This is a genomic window from Streptomyces sp. NPDC048671 (assembly GCF_055587045.1).
This window is the reverse complement of the sequence record NZ_JBVJHB010000018.1, coordinates 75,934-92,956: the sequence shown is the minus strand read 5'-3', so window position 1 is coordinate 92,956 and position 17,023 is coordinate 75,934. Positions and strand designations below refer to the sequence as shown.

Here is a 17,023-nt window from a genome sequence, read left to right as displayed (position 1 = left end):
TACTGATCGCTCAGGCCTCAGGCGCGACGCACTCCCGGCCCGTTGTCCTCATCGCCTCGAATCCGCCTTCGGCCCGGCTCTCTCCGGTCCGCCTCCAGCAGCACCCGCGAGCCCTCAGCCCTCCGGGTGGTGGACTGCGAACACCGTGTACGCATGCGCGTCGGGGTCGGCCAGCTCGGCCGCCTTGTCCCGGTAGACCTGGCAGTCGGGGGCCGACATGATCGCCCTGATGTCGGCCTTGCTCCGCCACTGGGCAAAGTAGATGAGCCGCTTGCCGTCGTTGCTGGGCAGGATATTCACCGAAAGACACCCCGGCCTGTGCCGGATGTACTTTTCGGCACCCTCGCTCAGCACTTCGGCCAGCCTCTGTTGACGCTTGGGCTCGACAGTGAAGACGTTGATCACGGAGATCGTTCCGTCGTCGGCCCGGATCACGGTTTCTTCCATACGGCTGCCTCCAGATTGAGTTGACGCTTCAACGACAAGTGGGATTGCTTCGGCTCATCTCGCCCCCTTGCCCGGTAGGGGCGTTGTCGGGCGCGCGGAACCGGCTTCGCTGCGCACCAGGTCATCGAGCTCGACATCCAGCGTGGCGGCCGCGCCCAGGGAGGGCTGTGCGACCGCATGGGGAGTAGTGGTCCCACGCGCGGCGACGGCGACTCCTGCCACAGCCATGGGGACCGCGACGAGCACCGCGGCGGTGCGCACCCCTCCCGGCATCGAGAGGATCAGTGCGATCTCGGCCGTGTGGGGGCCGATGAGCGCGATGACGCCGGCCGTACCGGCGAACAGCAGCATCACGGTGGTCAGGAGGACGGGGCGGCTGCCGTCCATGCCGACCGTGGCCAGGACCAGGAGGGCCCCGACGGTGAGGGCCGCGTAGACGACCATGGTGCCCTTGGCGGACCATCGCGCATACAGCCATGCGGCCACCGCGTAGGCGGGTATGGACAGCAGTGACGGGATGAACAGCAGAGTGGCGGCGGACATGCCGTGACGGCCCGAGGACTCCAACTGACTGGGCAGGAAGGTGATGAATCCCCAATAGACGAGACCCGTCGCGCCGTGAACTCAGCCGATTCCGGGATCCATCTGTTAAACGCTATGAGGGCGATTACCAGGGGGAGTTGGGCGAACCACTGAACGCGCCAGCCGATCAGCGGCACAAGGATCGCGGCCAGTCCGGAGGCGGCCATGTAGCCGCCGGTAGTGGTCAGTCCGGCCTGCAGCACCATGATGGCCGCGCGCCGGCCGGGCGGCAGACTCTCTGTCATCAGCGCGTAGACAACCGGCAGCATTCCGCCGGCGGCCATACCCATCAGGGCGCACATGACGAGCGTGCCGCTGAAGGTCGGCATGGCGCCGCAGACCGTCGTGCCGAGGAAAAGCAGAGAGGCGATGAGGATGGTGGCCCTGCGCCCGATACGGTCCGCCGCCCGGCCCCAGACAAGCGATCCGAGTACGGTGCCGGTCAGTGCCACGGTGGGAAGCCAGGAGACCTCACCATTGCTGAGGTGGTATTCGGCACGCATGCCGGGCGAGATGAATGCCAAGGTGGCGGGCTTCATCTGATCTACCAGCAGCGCGAAACTAAGGATGGCGATGAGGCGGTGGCGGTCCCGCTTGGTCGACGTAAATGGGGCCCCTGAGGCCGACCCGCAATTACCTTCACGCCTTCACGCCTTCACACCTTCACGCCTTCTCGGGCAATTCGCATTCGCTGCACTATGGCCGGTCGCTATTCAGCGTCAGCCCCGCTCCGCTCCGTCCGGAAGAACGGGAAGATCCACTTCGGCGATCTCGGTTCTTGTGGACGAATTCCGCAACAGGCGCCGCGCCGCATGGCTCCCCCTCGGCCATCGAGTGCGGGTTGGACACTCCAAGCTTCCTCATCGGCACTGCGCATGGCATGGGGGCCACATGCCATGCCATGCGCCACCGGCTTTCCGGACCGCCAGGTCGCGGCACCCTTGACTCGGCAAGTAAAAATCAAGCCATTCCAGTGGCGGGCGAAACAGGCCCGCCGGACCGCGTACAGCCGGACGGAACCACCAAAGTAGAGAAAAACACAACGCACTCACCCATGATTTTCTTTACTTTCACATTACCTGCGTCACGCATGTGGCTGATAACGTCACGAAGGCCGGGTAGAGCGTTGAGCGTTCAAGTGCCTGGACACGTAATAACGGGGGGATTATGCAGGTCGGCCAGTTGGTGACGTGAGTCCGAAAATCCGCGACTGATCCGTCACTTGTGGTGTCTCCGCGGGCCGGGGCACCTGCCAAAGCCATGTCACGACGCACGCAGCAGGCAGACAGTGCTGTCTTCCGGTTGCTCGTCAACGGCTGTATTCAATCCCGCCTTGAGACTGGGCTGCGGGGAACCACGTCTTCGCTTTGCCCGGAGGATCCGAGGAGAGAATGGACGACGTGTACGAAGGCCATGCTCAGACGGCAAGCACGAGGATCAGTGCGGCCCTGGGGCCGTCTGCCTCCGAGCCGCTGCCCGCCAGGGTCCTCGTGATCGACGAAGAAACCCAGTTCCGCGAGGGACTCTGCAGCATTTTGAGCGACGCCCCCGGGATCGCGGTCATCGGCGAGACCGAGAACATGGGCGAAGCCCTGGCCCTGGCTGCTGCGCGCGACCCCCAGGTCGTGCTGCTCGGCATCCGCGATGCCGACGGAGTGACGACGGCGGTGCAACATCTCCGGCAGGCCGCCCCCAAGGCATCGATAGTGGTCCTCGGGGGCCACGCCACCTTCGGGCTCGTCCAGGGACTCCTCAATGCCGGAGTCCGCGGATACCTCTTGAAGAGCTCCTCCGGACAGGAGTTGATCGCCACGGTACGCGCGTGCTGCGACGGCAGCCGGCGCGTGTTTCTGGCGGTGCCCCCGGAAGCCCTGGTGGCATCGGGGGGCCACGACAGCGACGTCAGGCTGACCGAGCGGGAACGCGAGGTACTCGACCTGACCGCTTGTGCCATGAGCAATGCTCAGATCGCCGCTTCACTCGGACTCTCCGAGCCCACAGTGAAGCGGCACCTGCGGAACATCTTCGGCAAGCTCGGGGCCGTGTCACGGATCGACGCGGTGAACAAGGCCAGGGCTTCCTCATTGATCTCGGTGCGGAGAACCGCCGAGTTCTTCTAGGCGGATCACGCGCTCTTCCGCTTCCGCTAGGCGGATCACGCGTTCTTCCGCGCGACGGATCACGCGCTCTTCCGCGCGGGACGGCCGATGTAGGCGGCGACCACTCCCGCACCGGCGAGCAGGACGACGCCGGCCACCACGAGCGCGATCCAGGTGGCCGAGCTCACCGAGGAGCCGCTGGCGACCACTGCTCCGAGGACGGCTACGCCCAGAACAGCACCGGTCTGGCGTGCGGAGTTGAGCGCGCCCGAAGCGATGCCGGCCTGCTCCTTGGCCACCGATCCCACCACTGCGGTCATGAGCGGCGGAATCGCGAAGGAGACCCCGAAGCCCAGCACCAGCAGACCGAAGCACATCGCGATGAGCGAGACGGTGGAGTCCGATGTGGACGCGGACTGGATCAGGACGCCGACACCCATCATCAGGAAGCCTGCGATGGCGGGCTTGCGGGCGCCGATCCTGCCCACGAGGCGACCCGTGAAGATCGGGTTGAAGGCCGTGGGAAGCGTGAGCGGCAGGAAGGCGAGACCCGCGGTGAAGGCCGAATAGCCGTGCGCCTCCTGGAAGAAGAGAGAGAGGAGGAACAAGACCCCCGAGAGCCCGAAGTTCACGAGAAGCCCGGCGAACAAGCCCGCCGACAGCGTCCGGTTGCGGAACATGGCCAGCGGCAGCATGGGAGCGCGGGCCTCCGTCTCAGGGCGGCGCTCCGCGAGCAGGAACCCTGCCCCGGCCACCACGAACACGGCGAATCCGCCGAGTACCTCAAGTGATCCCCAGCCCTCGGGCTGACTCTCGATGAGCGCATACGTCAGGCCGGCGAGAGCCAGGAAGACGGTGATCTGGCCCGGCAGGTCGATCCCCTTGGAAGGCTTGGGGTCACTGGCGGGCGCGTGCTTCATCGTGCTCACGATGCAGACGAGGGCGACCGGTACGTTGAGGAGGAAGATGGCCTGCCACCCGAGCGTGTCGGTGAGGACACCGCCGACCAGAGGTCCGGCTGCCAGCGCGGTTCCGCTGATCGCGGCCCAGGCGCCCATGGCCCGTGCCCGCGCCGCCGGATCGGTGTAGGCGTGGGCGATGATCGCGAGCGAGGTGGGCAGGAGCAGCGCGCCCGCAACCCCGAGCAGGGCGCGCAGCGTGATCAACACACCCATCAAACCTGCCACCGCCGAGAAGCCGGAGAAGATGGCGAACAGCCACAATCCGACCAGGAACACCTTCCGACCGCCGTAGCGATCGGAGAGCGCGCCGGCGGTGAGCAGCAGAGCCGCGAAGGTGAGTGTGTACCCGTTGGACACCCACTGCAGCCCGCTGAGCGAACCCGACAGGTCCTTCCCGATGGCAGGCAGAGCCACCGTGACCACCGTCGTGTCCAGCATGACCATGAAGTAACCGAGGGACAGCCCGAACAGCAGAAGGCCGTTCGGGCGTGCGGCAGCGACGCCTGGGCTGCCGGGGGAGTCTTCAGGAGACGGCCGCCCGGCGCTCGTCGGGCGAGTTGACTGGCTGGACATGGCGGTCCTCCCAAGGAGGTGCAGACTTGTTGCTGGGGGAATGCCGCATATAGGCAGCACGAGGCATCGCCGAGACCGGTTGTGGGCAGGAGGCGATAGCTGAAATCCTGGCAGTGCGAAGCCGGTTGCAGAAGCGGGCTCTTCCGATGGTGAACACCGGCCGAGCCGATCAGAAGGGCGGCAGCTGTGGAACTGCGTCACCTGCGGACGTTCCGAACCGTGGCGCGCACGCTCAACTTCACGCGAGCCGCCGCCGAACTGAACTACGCCCAGTCGAGCGTCACCGAGCAGATCCAGTCCCTGGAGTCCGAGCTCGCCGCCAAGCTCTTCGACCGCACCAACCGCAAGCTGTCGCTGACTCCCGCCGGCGAGCGCCTGGCCGAGTACGCCGACCAGATGCTCCTCCTCGCCCAGGAAGCGCGGACAGCCGTGGGTGACGAGGCCCAGGAGCAAGGGGGCCAGCTGACCGTCGGCGGCCTGGAGACGTTGTGCGCGTACAGGCTCCCCGCCGTTCTCGCCCGGTATCGACAGCTCCATCCCCGCGTTCAGGTGACCTTGCGTGAGGGTGGCCGCGGCGAGCTCTACGAGTGGGTCCGGCGCGGCGAGCTCGATGTCGCGCTCACCTTCGGAGAGGCGCCCCGGGACAAGCTCATGGCGAGCGAGGCCCTCAGCACGGACCGGCTGATGCTCGTCATACCCATGGGGCATCGGCTCGCCGCGTACGCCCAGGTCGAAGGCCCGGACCTGCGGGGCGAGGCGTTCCTCGCCACACCGCAGGGCTGCGGCTTCCGGGAAATGCTCGACGCGCTGATCCGCAGGCTGGGACCGGACGCGCCGGTCATCGACACCCAGGTGGCGAGCATGGCCGCCCTCTGCCAGTGCGCGTCAGCGGGGATGGGCTGCGCCCTGCTTCCCGAGATCGCGGTGGCCGGCCCCGCGGCCCGCGGGGAAGTGGCCGCCGTACCCCTCACCGGTGAGGCATCGGAGACCGACGTCACGATGACCTGGCTGCGCCGAGCGGAACAGCGGCCCAGCGTGTCGGCGTTCCTCGCCACCGCCCGCTCCGCCTTCGAGGATCTGGCGGCCGGACGCGCGGCCTGACCCCGGATCGCCTCTGAACGACATCGTCGTGCGGGCCGGTCGGCACGGTCACCGCCCCCCTCGGGATCACGCTTCGCGCACCGTCCGATACCGCTCGCTCACACCTTCGTAGCGCACGCTTGTGTGATGCTCGAACCGCTGCCTAAGTTCCACACCTGAAGTCACGCAAAAGCAATCGGCGTAGAAGTGTGTGCGGAGGGAAAACGGAGACCTTGGGCGACTGACTGAGCATCACGTCCGAGGGTGGGCCTCTCGTCCTGGAGCGTGACCGCATCGGCGCGCGGGACGCCGTCTGGTTCTCCGCACCCGCTGGCGGCTACAGCGGAACCATGGCCACGTTCGACAAGTCCACGCTCCGGCTGGACGATTGAGCCCCGCCGAGATGCCCGCCCATCCGAGCGCTGCTCCCGGGGCGGCGTACGACTTGCGGATCTTCGGCGGCGCCGAGCCCGAAGAGGTGGCCGCCATCACCGCGACCCTGCTGGCGTGCGCGGCCGCCCGGTCCACCCCCTCGTCCCCGGCCCCCCGCCCTGACAAAGCCGGATGGCGTCGGTGGGAACGGCAACACGGCTTCCCGGCGCCCCGCAGTTGGCAGCACTGAAATCGAAGCGGATCGACCTGGCGTCACTCGGAAGGTATTGCCCAACACCTTGTCCACAACATGGAGATGACACCTCCTCATGCCATGGCTGGAACCGGGAACCCGACGACCATTGATACGCCGGAACTCCTCCATCGCTCCACACAACGGACTTAAGGTGTGCCAATCAGACACCACCCGAGGGAGCCTGACATGGACCCGATCACGGCAGCAGCCTTGACGGCACTGGCCGGAACCGTCGGTGGCGAAGCCGGCCGCCAGACGTGGCAAGGGCTCACCGCACTGGTGAGGCGTCCGTTCCGGCGCGGCGCGGAACCGGACGCGGAACCGGACGGATCGCCTGTGATCAGCTCGGGCGAGCTGGAGCTCGCGGACCTGGAGAACAGTCCTGCCGACCCGGTGCGCGCCCAGGCGCTGGCGACGGCGCTGGGCGTACGGGCGGCCCTGGACGCCGAGTTCCGCGCACTGCTCGAAGAGTGGTGGCAGCAGGCTCAGAGCGGCTCGGGCAGTGAAGTGCGCAACAACATCAGTGGGGGAACCCAGAACGCCCCGGTGCTTCAAGGCCGGGACTTCTTCCGCCCCACCTTCCACATGACGCGGGACGACGACCGCTGACGGCCGGGGGCGGCGGTCGAAAAAAGGGCAGCCACCAAAGGGCGCTTCACCGGGATTCCTCGGACCCCCGCCTCCTCGGCGGTCTACCCTCGGACACGCCGCACTGCCCACCGTGGGCAACTGAGGAGGAACCCTGTGTCATCGTCCTGCGATCCCAAGCACGCTCCCGCCGGCGATGTGGGCACGGCGATCATGATGGTCGACTCCCGGCTCAGATGCATCCACGACGGCAAGTCCAGGTCCGACCCCGAACAACAGGAGCTGGTCCACCAGTTCGCCGCGTCATTGGGCCCCGAGGGGGCCAAGGACCTGCTTGACGGCGCGTGCACGCTCATCTTCATGTTCATGAAGTGGCTGCGGATGACCCACGAACAGCATGACAAGGACGTCATCGAGTACGTGGTGCCCACCCTTGTGGCCACGATGCGCATGATGCCCAGGAGCGTCCCTACCGAGGTCATCCCCACCATGGCCGGGCTCGTCATCGCCGCGGGCACCGGCCTGAGCCCCAACCTGTGGCGCAAGCAGTACGGACGCTGGACCGAGGAGGAGATGACTCCCCTCGAAGTCACCGCCTTCCTGCTCGCGGAACACATCAACCGCATCGCCGATGACCCCGACTTCGCCACCCGCATGATCACCGAGGCGCTGTCCGGCATGGACGAGGACTGACGTCGGGTGGTGGGTCGTGGCCGGTAGCCGGTGTTCGTCGTAGTGGCTATTTCGGGTCGCGGTTGAACTTTGAGGTCGACCAGGAGTAGCCGAGCGCCACGAGGCCGAGGCTCCAGGCGAGGGTGAGCCATCCGTTGTTGCCGATCTCGCTGCCGAGCAGTAGCCCTCGCAGGGTTTCGATGGCGGGGGTGAAGGGCTGGTACTCGGCGATCGGCCGGAACCAGCCGGGCATGGTCTCGACGGGGATGAAGGCGCTGGACAGGAGGGGCAACAGGACCATGGGCAGTGCGTTGTTGCCGGCGGCTTCGGCGTTGGGGCTGATGAGGCCCATGCCGACGGCGATCCAGGTGAGTGCGGTGGCGAAGAGTACGAGCAGCCCGAGTGCCGCCAGCCATTCCAGAGGGGTTGCGCCGGTGGAGCGGAAGCCGATGGCGACGGCTACGGCGCCGACGAGGATCACGCTCATGACCGCTTGCAGGACGCTTCCGACGACGTGCCCGACGAGTACGGAGCCGCGGTGGATCGCCATGGTGCGGAAGCGGGCGATGATGCCTTCGGTCATGTCGTTGGAGACGGACACGGCGGTTCCGACGACGGTGCTGCCGATGGTCATGAGGAGAATCCCCGGAACGATGTAAGCAATGTACTGGGCGCGGTCCGCGCCGCCGCCGCCGATGCCCGCGCTCATGACGTCGCCGAAGATGTAGACGAACAGCAGGAGCAGCACGACCGGGGTGAGCAGGAGGTTCAAGGTGAGGGAGGGGTAGCGCCGGGCGTGCAAGAGGTTGCGGCGGAGCATGGTGCCGGAGTCGCGGGCGGCGAGGGTCAGGGCACTCATCGGACTGTCTCCTTGGACTGGTCGGGGATGCCTGCTGCGCCGGTCAGGGCGAAGAACACGTCGTCGAGGTCGGGGGTGTGCACGGTCAGTTCGTCGGCCTCGATGCCGGCGGAGTCGAGACGGTCGAGGATGGTGCGCAGCTCGCGCTGGCTGCCGTCGCTGGGGAGCTGCAGTGACAGCGCCTCGTTGTCGCTGGTGGCGTCGTGGAGGGCGAGGGCGGCGCTCCGGTGTGCGGCCGGGTCGGTGAAGCGGAGGCGGACGTGTCCGCCGGGGATGAGCTGTTTCAGCTCCTTGGCGGTGCCTTCGGCGGCGATTCTCCCGTTGTTGAGTACGGCGATGCGGTCGGCGAGTTCGTCGGCTTCTTCGAGGTACTGGGTGGTGAGGAGGACGGTGACACCGTCGGCGACGAGTTCGCGGATGATGTTCCACATGTTGTGCCGGCTGCGGGGGTCGAGGCCGGTGGTGGGTTCGTCGAGGAAGATGATCCGAGGGTTGCCGACCAGGGTCATGGCGATGTCGAGCCGGCGCTTCATGCCGCCCGAGTAGGTGGAGGCCGGTTTCCTCGCGGCGTCGGTGAGGTCGAAGCGCGCCAGGAGTTCGGCGGCGGCCCGGCGCCCCTCGTTGCGGGAGAGGTGGTGCAGGTCGGCCATGAGGAGCATGTTCTCCTCGCCGGTGATCAGGCCGTCGACGGCGGAGAACTGGCCGGTGACGCCGATCGCGGCCCGCACCGCCTGAGGGTTCGTCGCGACGTCGTGACCACCGACCCGGATGCCGCCGGGGACAGAGCCGGGGACGGGGCCGGAGACGGAATCTGCATGGCCATCAACGCCGGCGGTCGGGGCGTCGGCGGTGATGAGAGTGGAGAGGATCTTGACCGCGGTGGTCTTGCCCGCGCCGTTCGGGCCGAGCAGCGCGAAGACCGTTCCTTCGGGGACGGCCAGGTCGATCCCGTCGAGGACGACCTTGTCACCGTACGACTTACGCAGCCCGTTCGCCGCGATGGCCAGGTTGGTCATGCCGGTTGCTCCTCAGAGGCTGCGGGCGACGATGTCGCCGTGAACGATGGCTGCGCGGATGTTCAGGGCGGCGGCGCCGTCCGTTTTCGCTGTTTCTGATAATGGAAACGCTACGTTGTGTTCGATAAACTGACAACATAGCCATTGCGCGTGAATGGCATTAATGCAGTTCAGAGCAGTGACATCGTTGCAATGGATTTGAGCCTAATGCAACAACGCCACTCCACTCGTTGCAATGAATTGAAAGCGAACGCTATGCTGGAGACACCGCAGACCATGAAGGAGACTCTGATGCCGGGAGGCAGGCTCACCCAGCAGGAACGTCAGCAGATCGCGCTGGGACTGGCCGACGGCCTGGCCTACGCGGAGATCGCCAGACGCCTCGGCCGTCCGACCTCGACGGTCACCCGCGAGGTGATGCGCAACGGCGGCCCCACCGCGTACCGTGCCGAGCTCGCCCACCGCGCCACCGAACGCCGCGCCCACAGGCGAAGGCAGACCGCGCCCAGGGAGTCGGAGGCGCCCGCGCAGGCCCACGGGCGGGACGCCGAGGCGGTGCGCGAGTACGAGGAGGTATTCACCACCGCCCTCATAGAGTCGGGCACGCCGAAGATGATGGCCCGGGTGATGACCTGTCTCTACACCGCCGACTCGGGCAGCCTCACCGCGTCCGAACTCGTCCAGCGCCTCCAGGTCAGCCCGGCGTCCATCTCCAAGGCGGTCGCGTTCCTCGACAGCCAGGGCCTCGTACGCCGGGAACGCGACGGACGCCGACGCGAGCGCTACGTCGTCGACGACGACATCTGGTACCAGTCAATGATCTCCAGTGCCCGGTCCACCGCCCAGATCGTCGAGACCGCACGGCAGGGCGTCGGCGTCCTCGGTTCCGACACCCCGGCCGGCGTCCGCCTCGAAAACATCGCCCGCTTCCTCGGCTTCGTCACCGAGAGCCTCATCAGCTCCGCGGAGCAGGCGCGCGAGGTGCTCCACACGAAACCCGAAACAACTCCGGACATCACTGCGGACAGCACTGTCTGACGAAGCCGCAGGTGCTGTCGGCGCTACGGGCGTTACGGGCGCTGAGCGAACGGCGCCCTCAGCCGTCGTCAGGCGTCGGCTCCGCCGAAGCGTGCGCGGTAGGTGTCCAGGTCCTCCTCGGTGATCTTCGCGAAGAGCACCGGCGGCACGGTGAACGGCGTGCCGGCCGGGACGGTGTCCAGGGATGTGGCCTGTTCGGCGGTCGCCCAGGTCGCTGTGTCGCTCTCCAGGGCGAAGGCGCCGCGCATGGCGGCGGCCGAGGCCGGGATCAGCGGTTCGGAGACGATCGCGTAGAGGTGGATGAGGTTCATCGCCGTACGCAGGGTCAGCGCCGCGCCCTCCGGGTCGGTCTTGATCTCCAGCCAGGGGGCCTTCTCCTCCAGGTAGGAGTTGCCCGCCGACCACAGGGCCCGCAGCGCGGCAGCGGCCTTGCGGTACTGGAGGGCCTCCATGTGCTCCTCGTACTCGGCAAGGAGGCGCGCGACCTCGGCGCCCAGCCGCGTTTCCGCCTCACCGGCGGCGCCGCCCGCCGGGACCTCGTCGCCGAACCGCTTGCGGGAGAAGGAGAGCACGCGGTTGACGAAGTTGCCGAGGGTGTCGGCGAGGTCCTTGTTGACCGTGGCGGCGAAGTGCTCCCAGGTGAAGGAGGAGTCGTCGGACTCGGGGGCGTTGGCGATCAGGAAGTAGCGCCAGTAGTCGGCCGGCAGCGTCTCCAGCGCGGCGTCGGTGAAGATGCCCCGCTGCTGGGAGGTGGAGAACTTGCCGCCGTAGTACGTCAGCCAGTTGAAGCCCTTGACGACGTCGACCTTCTTCCACGGCTCACGGACACCGAGCTCCGTGGCCGGGAACATCACCGTGTGGAACGGGACGTTGTCCTTGGCCATGAACTGGGTGTAGCAGACGGTGTCGTCGGCCTCGTACCACCAGGACTTCCAGTCGCGCTTCTCGCCGTCCGGGGCGGCATCCGACCACTCCTTCGTCGCGCCGATGTACTCGATCGGAGCGTCGAACCAGACGTAGAAGACCTTGCCCTCGGCCGCGAGCTGGGGCCAGGTGTCGGCCGGGACCGGGACGCCCCAGTCCAGGTCGCGGGTGATGGCGCGGTCGTGCAGGCCCTCGGTCAGCCATTTGCGGGCAATGGACGAAGACAGCTGCGGCCACTGGTTCTCGTGCCGGGCCACCCACTCTTCCACCTCGTGCTGGAGCTTGGACTGCAGCAGGAACAGGTGCGTGGTCTCGCGGGCCTCCAGCTCCGTGGAGCCGCTGATCGCCGAGCGCGGGTTCAGCAGGTCGGTCGGGTCGAGCACCCGGGTGCAGTTCTCGCACTGGTCACCGCGGGCCTTGTCGTAGCCGCAGTGCGGGCAGGTGCCCTCGACATAACGGTCCGGCAGGAAGCGGCCGTCGACCGGCGAGTACACCTGGCGGATCGCCCGCTCCTCGATGAAGCCGTGTCCGTGCAGCTTGCGCGCGAAGTGCTGGGTGATCTCGGCGTTCTGCTGCGAGGAACTGCGGCCGAAGTGGTCGAAGGCCAGCTGGAAGCCGTCGTAGACCGCCTTCTGCGCGTCGTGGGCCTGGGCACAGAACTCCGCCACCGGCAGTCCGGCCGCCTTGGCCGCCAACTCGGCGGGCGTCCCGTGCTCGTCCGTCGCGCAGATGTAGAGGACGTCATGGTCACGCTGGCGGAGGTACCGGGAGTACACGTCCGCCGGAAGCATCGACCCGACCATGTTGCCCAGGTGCTTGATCCCGTTGATGTAGGGAAGCGCGCTGGTTACCAGGTGTCGAGCCATCCTCGGATGCTCCATTTCGTACGTACGGCGCCGGCGACGGTGCCACGGCGGGCCCAGGTCGGGAGGGTGCGGCGGACTCGACCGCTCAGGTCACTCAACCGTGTCACGCGTCGTGACGGCCGGATCCGCAACGCGCCGCAATCGTATGGCACCCGGCTGCCACCCAGGCGAGCGTCTTTCGTCCCTCGGCCGAGGTTGAGGCCGAGGATGAGGCCGAGATCGAGGTCGAGCCCGAGGTGCTGATACCGCCGAACGGTTCGGCCACGGAAGGTGCGATCAACAAGCCGCAGGACATGCCGATTCGGCGGCCGGTCGCGTGGCCGGTCGTGGCCGTTCGTAGTCGGTCAGGCACTCGATCGGGTGGAGGTTTCCGGCCATACATGTGGTTTGGGTGAAAAATGCGCTCCCCGGACGCGATCATTCGGCCGTGATGTCAACAATCCGGACGGAACACCGTCCCAAGTCCCGCCTCCTGGCCGGGCTCGGCGCACTCACCGTGCTGACCCTGCTCCCGGCGTTCCCGGCCGCCGCCGCGCCCGCGCCCGCCGACGACGCGTCGTCGCAGAGCGCCCGGCCGGTCTCGCCCCGTGAGGTGACCGCGGCCGAACGCAGGACCGCCGCGTACCTCGGTTCGCTGCGGAACAGCCCCGCACGGCTGAAGGCCTTCTTCAAGGATCTGCCCAAGGGTGGTGACCTCCACAACCACTTGTCGGGTGCGGCCACGACCGAATACCTGATCAAGCTCGCCGGCGAGGGCGGCCTCTGCATCGACGCCACGATGACAGCGGTGGCGCCGCCGTGCGGATCGGGCACCAGGCCCGCATCCGATGCCCGGACGGATGCCGCCTTCCGGCAGCAGATCATCAGGGCCTGGTCCATGCAGGACTTCCCCGCCGACCAGTCCGGGCACGACCACTTCTTCGATACGTTCAACAAGTTCGGCATGGCGACCTGGGACCGAGGCAAGCTCCTCGCCAATGTGGCCGACACCGTGGTCAAGCAGAACCAGTTCTATCTGGAAACCATGGTCACCCCGGCCTCCGACAGCGCCAAGAAGCTCGCCGACACGGTGGGTTACGACGCCGATCTGGCCGCCTTCCACCGCAAGCTCCTGGCCGGAGGGCAGCTCGACCGGGTCGTCGACGAGGCGGTCAAGGAGGCCGATGACGCCAATGTCGAGTTCCGGGCGGCCGCGCACTGCGACACCGGGCGCCCCGATCCGGGCTGCCGGCTGCCCGTCAGGTGGGTCTCGCAGGTCTCCCGGGGCAGCACCCCGGCACGGGTGTTCACGCAGATCGCGGTCGGCATGCGGCTGGCGGAGCGCGACCCGAGGTTCGTCGCCGTCAACCTCGTACAGCCCGAGGACTGGGACACCTCGCTGGACAACTACAGCCTCCAGATGCGGATGCTGAAGTACCTGCGCGGCCAGTACCCGGGCTCCCACCTCACCCTGCACGCCGGTGAGCTGGCCCCCGGTCTGGTCAAGCCCGAGGACCTGACCTTCCACATCCGCGAGGCCGTACTCGTCGCCGGTGCCGAGCGCATCGGACACGGCGTGGACCTGGTCCACGAGGACAACTGGCGGCAGCTCGCCCGGACGATGGCACAGCGCAAGGTCGCCGTCGAGGTGCCCTTCTCCAGCAACAAGCAGATCCTCGGCATCGCGGGCGCCGACCACCCGTTCAACGCCTACCGCCACTACGGCGTCCCCGTGGTCCTGGCCACCGACGACCCGGGGGTCTCGCGGATCAACATCAGCCACGAGTACCAGTACGCCGCCAAGACCTACAGCCTCGGCTACACCGAGCTGAAGGATCTGGCCCGCGCCTCGCTGGAGTACGCGTTCCGCGACGGCCGCAGCCTGTGGGCCGACGGCTCCGCCCCCTCCGGCTATCAGCTGGTCGCCGCCTGCCGCAGCGACCGGCCCGGCACCGAGCGGCCGAGCCCGCGCTGCTCCCGCTACCTCGCCGCCAGCCCGAAGGCGGCGACGCAGTGGCGCCAGGAGACGGCCTTCGCCGCCTTCGAGCGGGACAACGGCGGACGCGGCTGACGCGGCCTGCCCATAGGAATACGTCCGGGTGCGGGGATCTCATTTCCCGTGCCCGGACGTTTCGTTGAGAGCAGGATCGTGGCGCCGTCGCCCCGGTCGTACGTCTCGCGCTGCTCCCGGCTCCAATGCCCGTCGCTGTGCTGGTAGTCGAAGGTCGTCCTGCGCAGTACGTACCAGTCGCAGGAGAGCACGTCCACGTGTCCGGCGACGGGGTGGAAGATCTCCTGGAAGACCGGGTCTCCCGGCCCCGTGCTCCCCGCGGCCTCCACCAGGGGAAGGGCCAGGGCCTCGCCGGTGAGCGGCAGGTGGCCCGCGCGGAAGAGCGCCAGTGCGGTCAGGTTCATCGCGCGCACATGGGCGTCGAGCCGGAGTTCGGGGCCGGAGTTCGGGGTCGGGGCCGGAGCCGGAGTTCGGGGACGGGACGGAGTTCCGACCGAGATGGAACCGGGATCGGCCGGGGTCAGGCCAGGGTGGTGCGGACGCCCTCGTCGCGCAGGGCCGTAAGGGTCTGGGGGCCGTTGGGGTGGGTGGCCGGGTCCTCGGCCGCGGCGTCGGTGACGAAGCCGTCGACCACGCCCAGCGGGGCGACCTGGCTGAACGCGCGCACCCCGAGCTTGGTCGCGTCCGCCACCGCGATCGACATGAACGGTCGTGGTGCCCGCGTCCAGCAGCACCCTGGAACCCGGCTCCACCATCGCGGCCACCGCCGCCCCGAGCCGGTCCTTGGTCGCGGCCTGCCACGGCTCGCGCGCCGAGAACCCCGCCCCTTCCTCACGGGACCGCGTGGCGACGGCGCCTCCGTGCACCCGGCGCACCAGTCCCTGGCGCTCCAGTGCGTCGAAGTCCCTGCGCACGGTCATTTCGGAGACCCCAAGGCGATGGGAGAGCTCCGACACGGAAACCCGGTCGGAGCCCTGCACCAGCCGCAGGGTCAGGTCCAGACGATCAGCGACACCCATGACTCATTTCCAACACAGCCGTGTTCGTTTGAACATCACAATGTGCGAGCACTCGGCCCTCCGCGCGAGCACCTGCGAAAAGATGACCGGACGGCTGTAAACCCCTTGTTTCGGGTGGAGTTCGAGGATTATCTACGCGCGGAGCTACGAGTGCCGAACGATCATTCGGGCAATTCCGACAGCTTCCCGCCGGGCTATTACCGACTGGTACCGGAAGCTGCTAGAACAGTTGACGCTCAATCAACCCCCCACCCACCCCCCACATTTCGGAGGGCTGACAGCTATGTCAGTACGGAGATTCTGGGCGTCCGCATCCACTCTGCTCCTCGCCGCCGCGGCTGCTCTGGGCATGGCCCAGCCGGCCTCGGCATCCTCCTCGGCCGCCGCCGGCGGGTACGTCGCCCTGGGCGACTCGTACTCGTCCGGTGTCGGCGCGGGAGACTACCTCTCCGACAGCGGCGACTGCCGGCGCAGCAGCAACGCCTACGCCTACCTCTGGGCGGCGGCGAACTCGCCGTCCTCGTTCGACTTCGTCGCCTGTTCGGGCGCCACGTCAAGCTCGGTGGCGAGCAGCCAGCTCGGCCCGCTGAGCTCGTCCACCTCGCTGGTCAGCCTGACAGCGGGCGGCAATGACGTCGGGTTCGCCAACGTCATGCAGGACTGCGTGCTGTCCGGCGAGGCCGCCTGCCTCGCCAGTGTGGATTCCGCCGTCTCGCAGATGAACAGTTCACTGCCGGCCGGTCTGAGCTCGCTCTACGGGTCCATCCACTCGAAGGCCCCGCAGGCACATGTCGTGGTGCTCGGCTACCCGCGCTTCTACCAGATCGGCGGAAGCTGCATCGCCGGGCTCACCGAGGCGGAGCGCACGGCCATCAACAACGCGTCCGACGTGTTGAACGGTGTCATCGCCAAGCAGGCCGCCAACGCCGGATTCACCTTCTCCGGCGTCGCGGACGAGTTCACCGGGCACGAGCTGTGCTCCGGCGACCCGTGGCTCCACAGCGTCTCGATCCCCATCGAGAACTCGTATCACCCCAAGGCCGAGGGACAGTCGGGCGGCTATCTGCCCGCCTTCCGTTCAGCCGCGTAGGACCACGGGAAGCGGCGGCGCGGCAACGGCTCCGGAGCCCCGGCTCCGAGGCCCTGCCGCGCCGCTGCCGTGCTCCTCCTCACTCTGCCGTACCCGATACCTCGCTCTGCCGTGCCCGATACCGCGCTCTGCCGTGCCCGATACCGCGCTCTGCCGCGCTCGGTGCCGCGCTCTGCCGTGCTCAGTAACGCTCGACGAGATGCTCCCGGCCCGCCGGGGGCTCGTACGGCTCGGGCCAGAAGTCGGTGATCTCGCTGATCCGCCCCTCCGCGTCGAACGTGAAGAAGTGGATGGCGTGCATCTCCTGAGCGCCGACCGTGAACAGCGTCCGGACCGCCACCTGTCGTCCGTCCCGGTCGGCCACTATCCGCTCGACCCGCACCCGCCACTCCCCCGGGTACTCCCGGTTGAAGCTGATGTACCGCTCCTTGCCGCGAATGCGCTCGCGGGTCTGCGGCAGGTCGTACAGCACCTCGTCGGCGAGCGTCGCCGCGAAGGCGTCCCAGTCGCGGAGGTCGGCAGCGGTCCAGTAGCTCTCGACCGTGGCACGCAGATCAGCAGTCGTGGTCATGCACCGAGTCTGAACCCCA

General features: G+C 67.8%; 17 protein-coding genes and 2 pseudogenes. 8 read left to right on the top strand and 11 right to left on the bottom strand.

Features of this window, described 5'->3' with window-relative positions:
* Positions 1–114: 114 nt before the first annotated feature.
* From ACZ6S6_RS31630 to ACZ6S6_RS31620, 3 genes and pseudogenes are all read right to left on the bottom strand, one after another.
* Entirely contained in the window at positions 115–447 is a 333-nt protein-coding gene (locus ACZ6S6_RS31630; RefSeq protein WP_469708229.1) for a putative quinol monooxygenase, read from the bottom strand.
* A 54-nt stretch (positions 448–501) separates the two neighbouring features.
* Positions 502–990, bottom strand: coding sequence for a hypothetical protein (locus tag ACZ6S6_RS31625; RefSeq protein WP_469708328.1), 489 nt, complete (start codon positions 988–990; stop codon positions 502–504).
* Between the two features lie 131 nt (positions 991–1,121).
* Positions 1,122–1,532 (bottom strand): annotated as a pseudogene (locus ACZ6S6_RS31620) (MFS transporter); the annotation flags it as partial.
* 888 nt (positions 1,533–2,420) lie between these two features.
* Here ACZ6S6_RS31620 and ACZ6S6_RS31615 point away from each other — a divergent pair.
* Positions 2,421–3,149 (top strand): LuxR C-terminal-related transcriptional regulator, encoded by a 729-nt coding sequence (locus tag ACZ6S6_RS31615; protein ID WP_469708227.1) that lies wholly within the window; start codon positions 2,421–2,423, stop codon positions 3,147–3,149.
* A gap of 59 nt (positions 3,150–3,208) precedes the next feature.
* Here the strand turns inward: ACZ6S6_RS31615 and ACZ6S6_RS31610 are convergent, their stop codons facing one another.
* Positions 3,209–4,663, bottom strand: a complete 1,455-nt coding sequence (locus tag ACZ6S6_RS31610) for an MFS transporter (RefSeq protein ID WP_469708225.1) — start codon at positions 4,661–4,663, stop codon at positions 3,209–3,211.
* Between the two features lie 186 nt (positions 4,664–4,849).
* On the opposite strand from ACZ6S6_RS31610, the gene ACZ6S6_RS31605 reads away from it, so the two are divergent.
* From ACZ6S6_RS31605 to ACZ6S6_RS31590, 4 genes are all read left to right on the top strand, one after another.
* On the top strand, positions 4,850–5,764 hold the full coding sequence (locus ACZ6S6_RS31605) for a LysR family transcriptional regulator (RefSeq protein WP_469708223.1): 915 nt from the start codon (positions 4,850–4,852) through the stop codon (positions 5,762–5,764).
* A gap of 382 nt (positions 5,765–6,146) precedes the next feature.
* Positions 6,147–6,365 (top strand): acyl-CoA carboxylase epsilon subunit, encoded by a 219-nt coding sequence (locus ACZ6S6_RS31600; protein WP_469708221.1) that lies wholly within the window; start codon positions 6,147–6,149, stop codon positions 6,363–6,365.
* 192 nt (positions 6,366–6,557) lie between these two features.
* Positions 6,558–6,980 (top strand): hypothetical protein, encoded by a 423-nt coding sequence (locus ACZ6S6_RS31595; protein WP_362961288.1) that lies wholly within the window; start codon positions 6,558–6,560, stop codon positions 6,978–6,980.
* 135 nt (positions 6,981–7,115) lie between these two features.
* Positions 7,116–7,652, top strand: coding sequence for a hypothetical protein (locus ACZ6S6_RS31590; protein WP_362961286.1), 537 nt, complete (start codon positions 7,116–7,118; stop codon positions 7,650–7,652).
* A gap of 46 nt (positions 7,653–7,698) precedes the next feature.
* On the opposite strand, the gene ACZ6S6_RS31585 is transcribed toward ACZ6S6_RS31590, so the two are convergent.
* On the bottom strand, positions 7,699–8,490 hold the full coding sequence (locus ACZ6S6_RS31585) for an ABC transporter permease (RefSeq protein ID WP_469708219.1): 792 nt from the start codon (positions 8,488–8,490) through the stop codon (positions 7,699–7,701).
* Positions 8,487–9,506, bottom strand: a complete 1,020-nt coding sequence (locus ACZ6S6_RS31580; RefSeq protein WP_469708217.1) for an ATP-binding cassette domain-containing protein — start codon at positions 9,504–9,506, stop codon at positions 8,487–8,489. The genes ACZ6S6_RS31585 and ACZ6S6_RS31580 overlap by 4 nt, the downstream gene beginning before the upstream one ends.
* A gap of 291 nt (positions 9,507–9,797) precedes the next feature.
* Between ACZ6S6_RS31580 and ACZ6S6_RS31575 the strand changes: the two genes are divergently transcribed.
* Positions 9,798–10,544 carry a helix-turn-helix domain-containing protein gene (locus ACZ6S6_RS31575; protein WP_469708215.1) on the top strand — a complete coding sequence of 249 codons (747 nt, stop codon included), beginning with the start codon at positions 9,798–9,800 and terminating at the stop codon, positions 10,542–10,544.
* 68 nt (positions 10,545–10,612) lie between these two features.
* Here the strand turns inward: ACZ6S6_RS31575 and metG are convergent, their stop codons facing one another.
* A complete protein-coding gene (gene metG, locus ACZ6S6_RS31570) occupies positions 10,613–12,334 on the bottom strand; it encodes a methionine--tRNA ligase (protein ID WP_469708213.1) in 1,722 nt (573 codons plus the stop codon).
* A 430-nt stretch (positions 12,335–12,764) separates the two neighbouring features.
* Here metG and ACZ6S6_RS31565 point away from each other — a divergent pair, with 430 nt between their 5' ends.
* Entirely contained in the window at positions 12,765–14,384 is a 1,620-nt protein-coding gene (locus tag ACZ6S6_RS31565) for an adenosine deaminase family protein (protein ID WP_469708314.1), read from the top strand.
* On the opposite strand, the gene ACZ6S6_RS31560 is transcribed toward ACZ6S6_RS31565, so the two are convergent.
* The 3 genes and pseudogenes from ACZ6S6_RS31560 to ACZ6S6_RS31550 form a co-directional block, all read right to left on the bottom strand.
* Positions 14,294–14,728 (bottom strand): hypothetical protein, encoded by a 435-nt coding sequence (locus ACZ6S6_RS31560; protein WP_469708326.1) that lies wholly within the window; start codon positions 14,726–14,728, stop codon positions 14,294–14,296. The two genes, ACZ6S6_RS31565 and ACZ6S6_RS31560, sit on opposite strands and share 91 nt — an antisense overlap.
* Positions 14,729–14,844: 116 nt before the next feature.
* The gene (locus ACZ6S6_RS31555; protein WP_362961304.1) at positions 14,845–15,027 is read right to left on the bottom strand and encodes a DeoR/GlpR family DNA-binding transcription regulator; all 183 of its coding nucleotides are present in this window, start codon (positions 15,025–15,027) and stop codon (positions 14,845–14,847) included.
* A 196-nt stretch (positions 15,028–15,223) separates the two neighbouring features.
* Positions 15,224–15,343, bottom strand: a pseudogene (locus tag ACZ6S6_RS31550) (DeoR family transcriptional regulator); the annotation flags it as partial.
* Positions 15,344–15,626: 283 nt separating this feature from the next.
* Here ACZ6S6_RS31550 and ACZ6S6_RS31545 point away from each other — a divergent pair.
* Positions 15,627–16,433, top strand: a complete 807-nt coding sequence (locus ACZ6S6_RS31545) for an SGNH/GDSL hydrolase family protein (RefSeq protein WP_469708211.1) — start codon at positions 15,627–15,629, stop codon at positions 16,431–16,433.
* A 181-nt stretch (positions 16,434–16,614) separates the two neighbouring features.
* Here the strand turns inward: ACZ6S6_RS31545 and ACZ6S6_RS31540 are convergent, their stop codons facing one another.
* The gene (locus ACZ6S6_RS31540) at positions 16,615–17,004 is read right to left on the bottom strand and encodes a nuclear transport factor 2 family protein (RefSeq protein ID WP_469708210.1); all 390 of its coding nucleotides are present in this window, start codon (positions 17,002–17,004) and stop codon (positions 16,615–16,617) included.
* Positions 17,005–17,023: the final 19 nt, after the last annotated feature.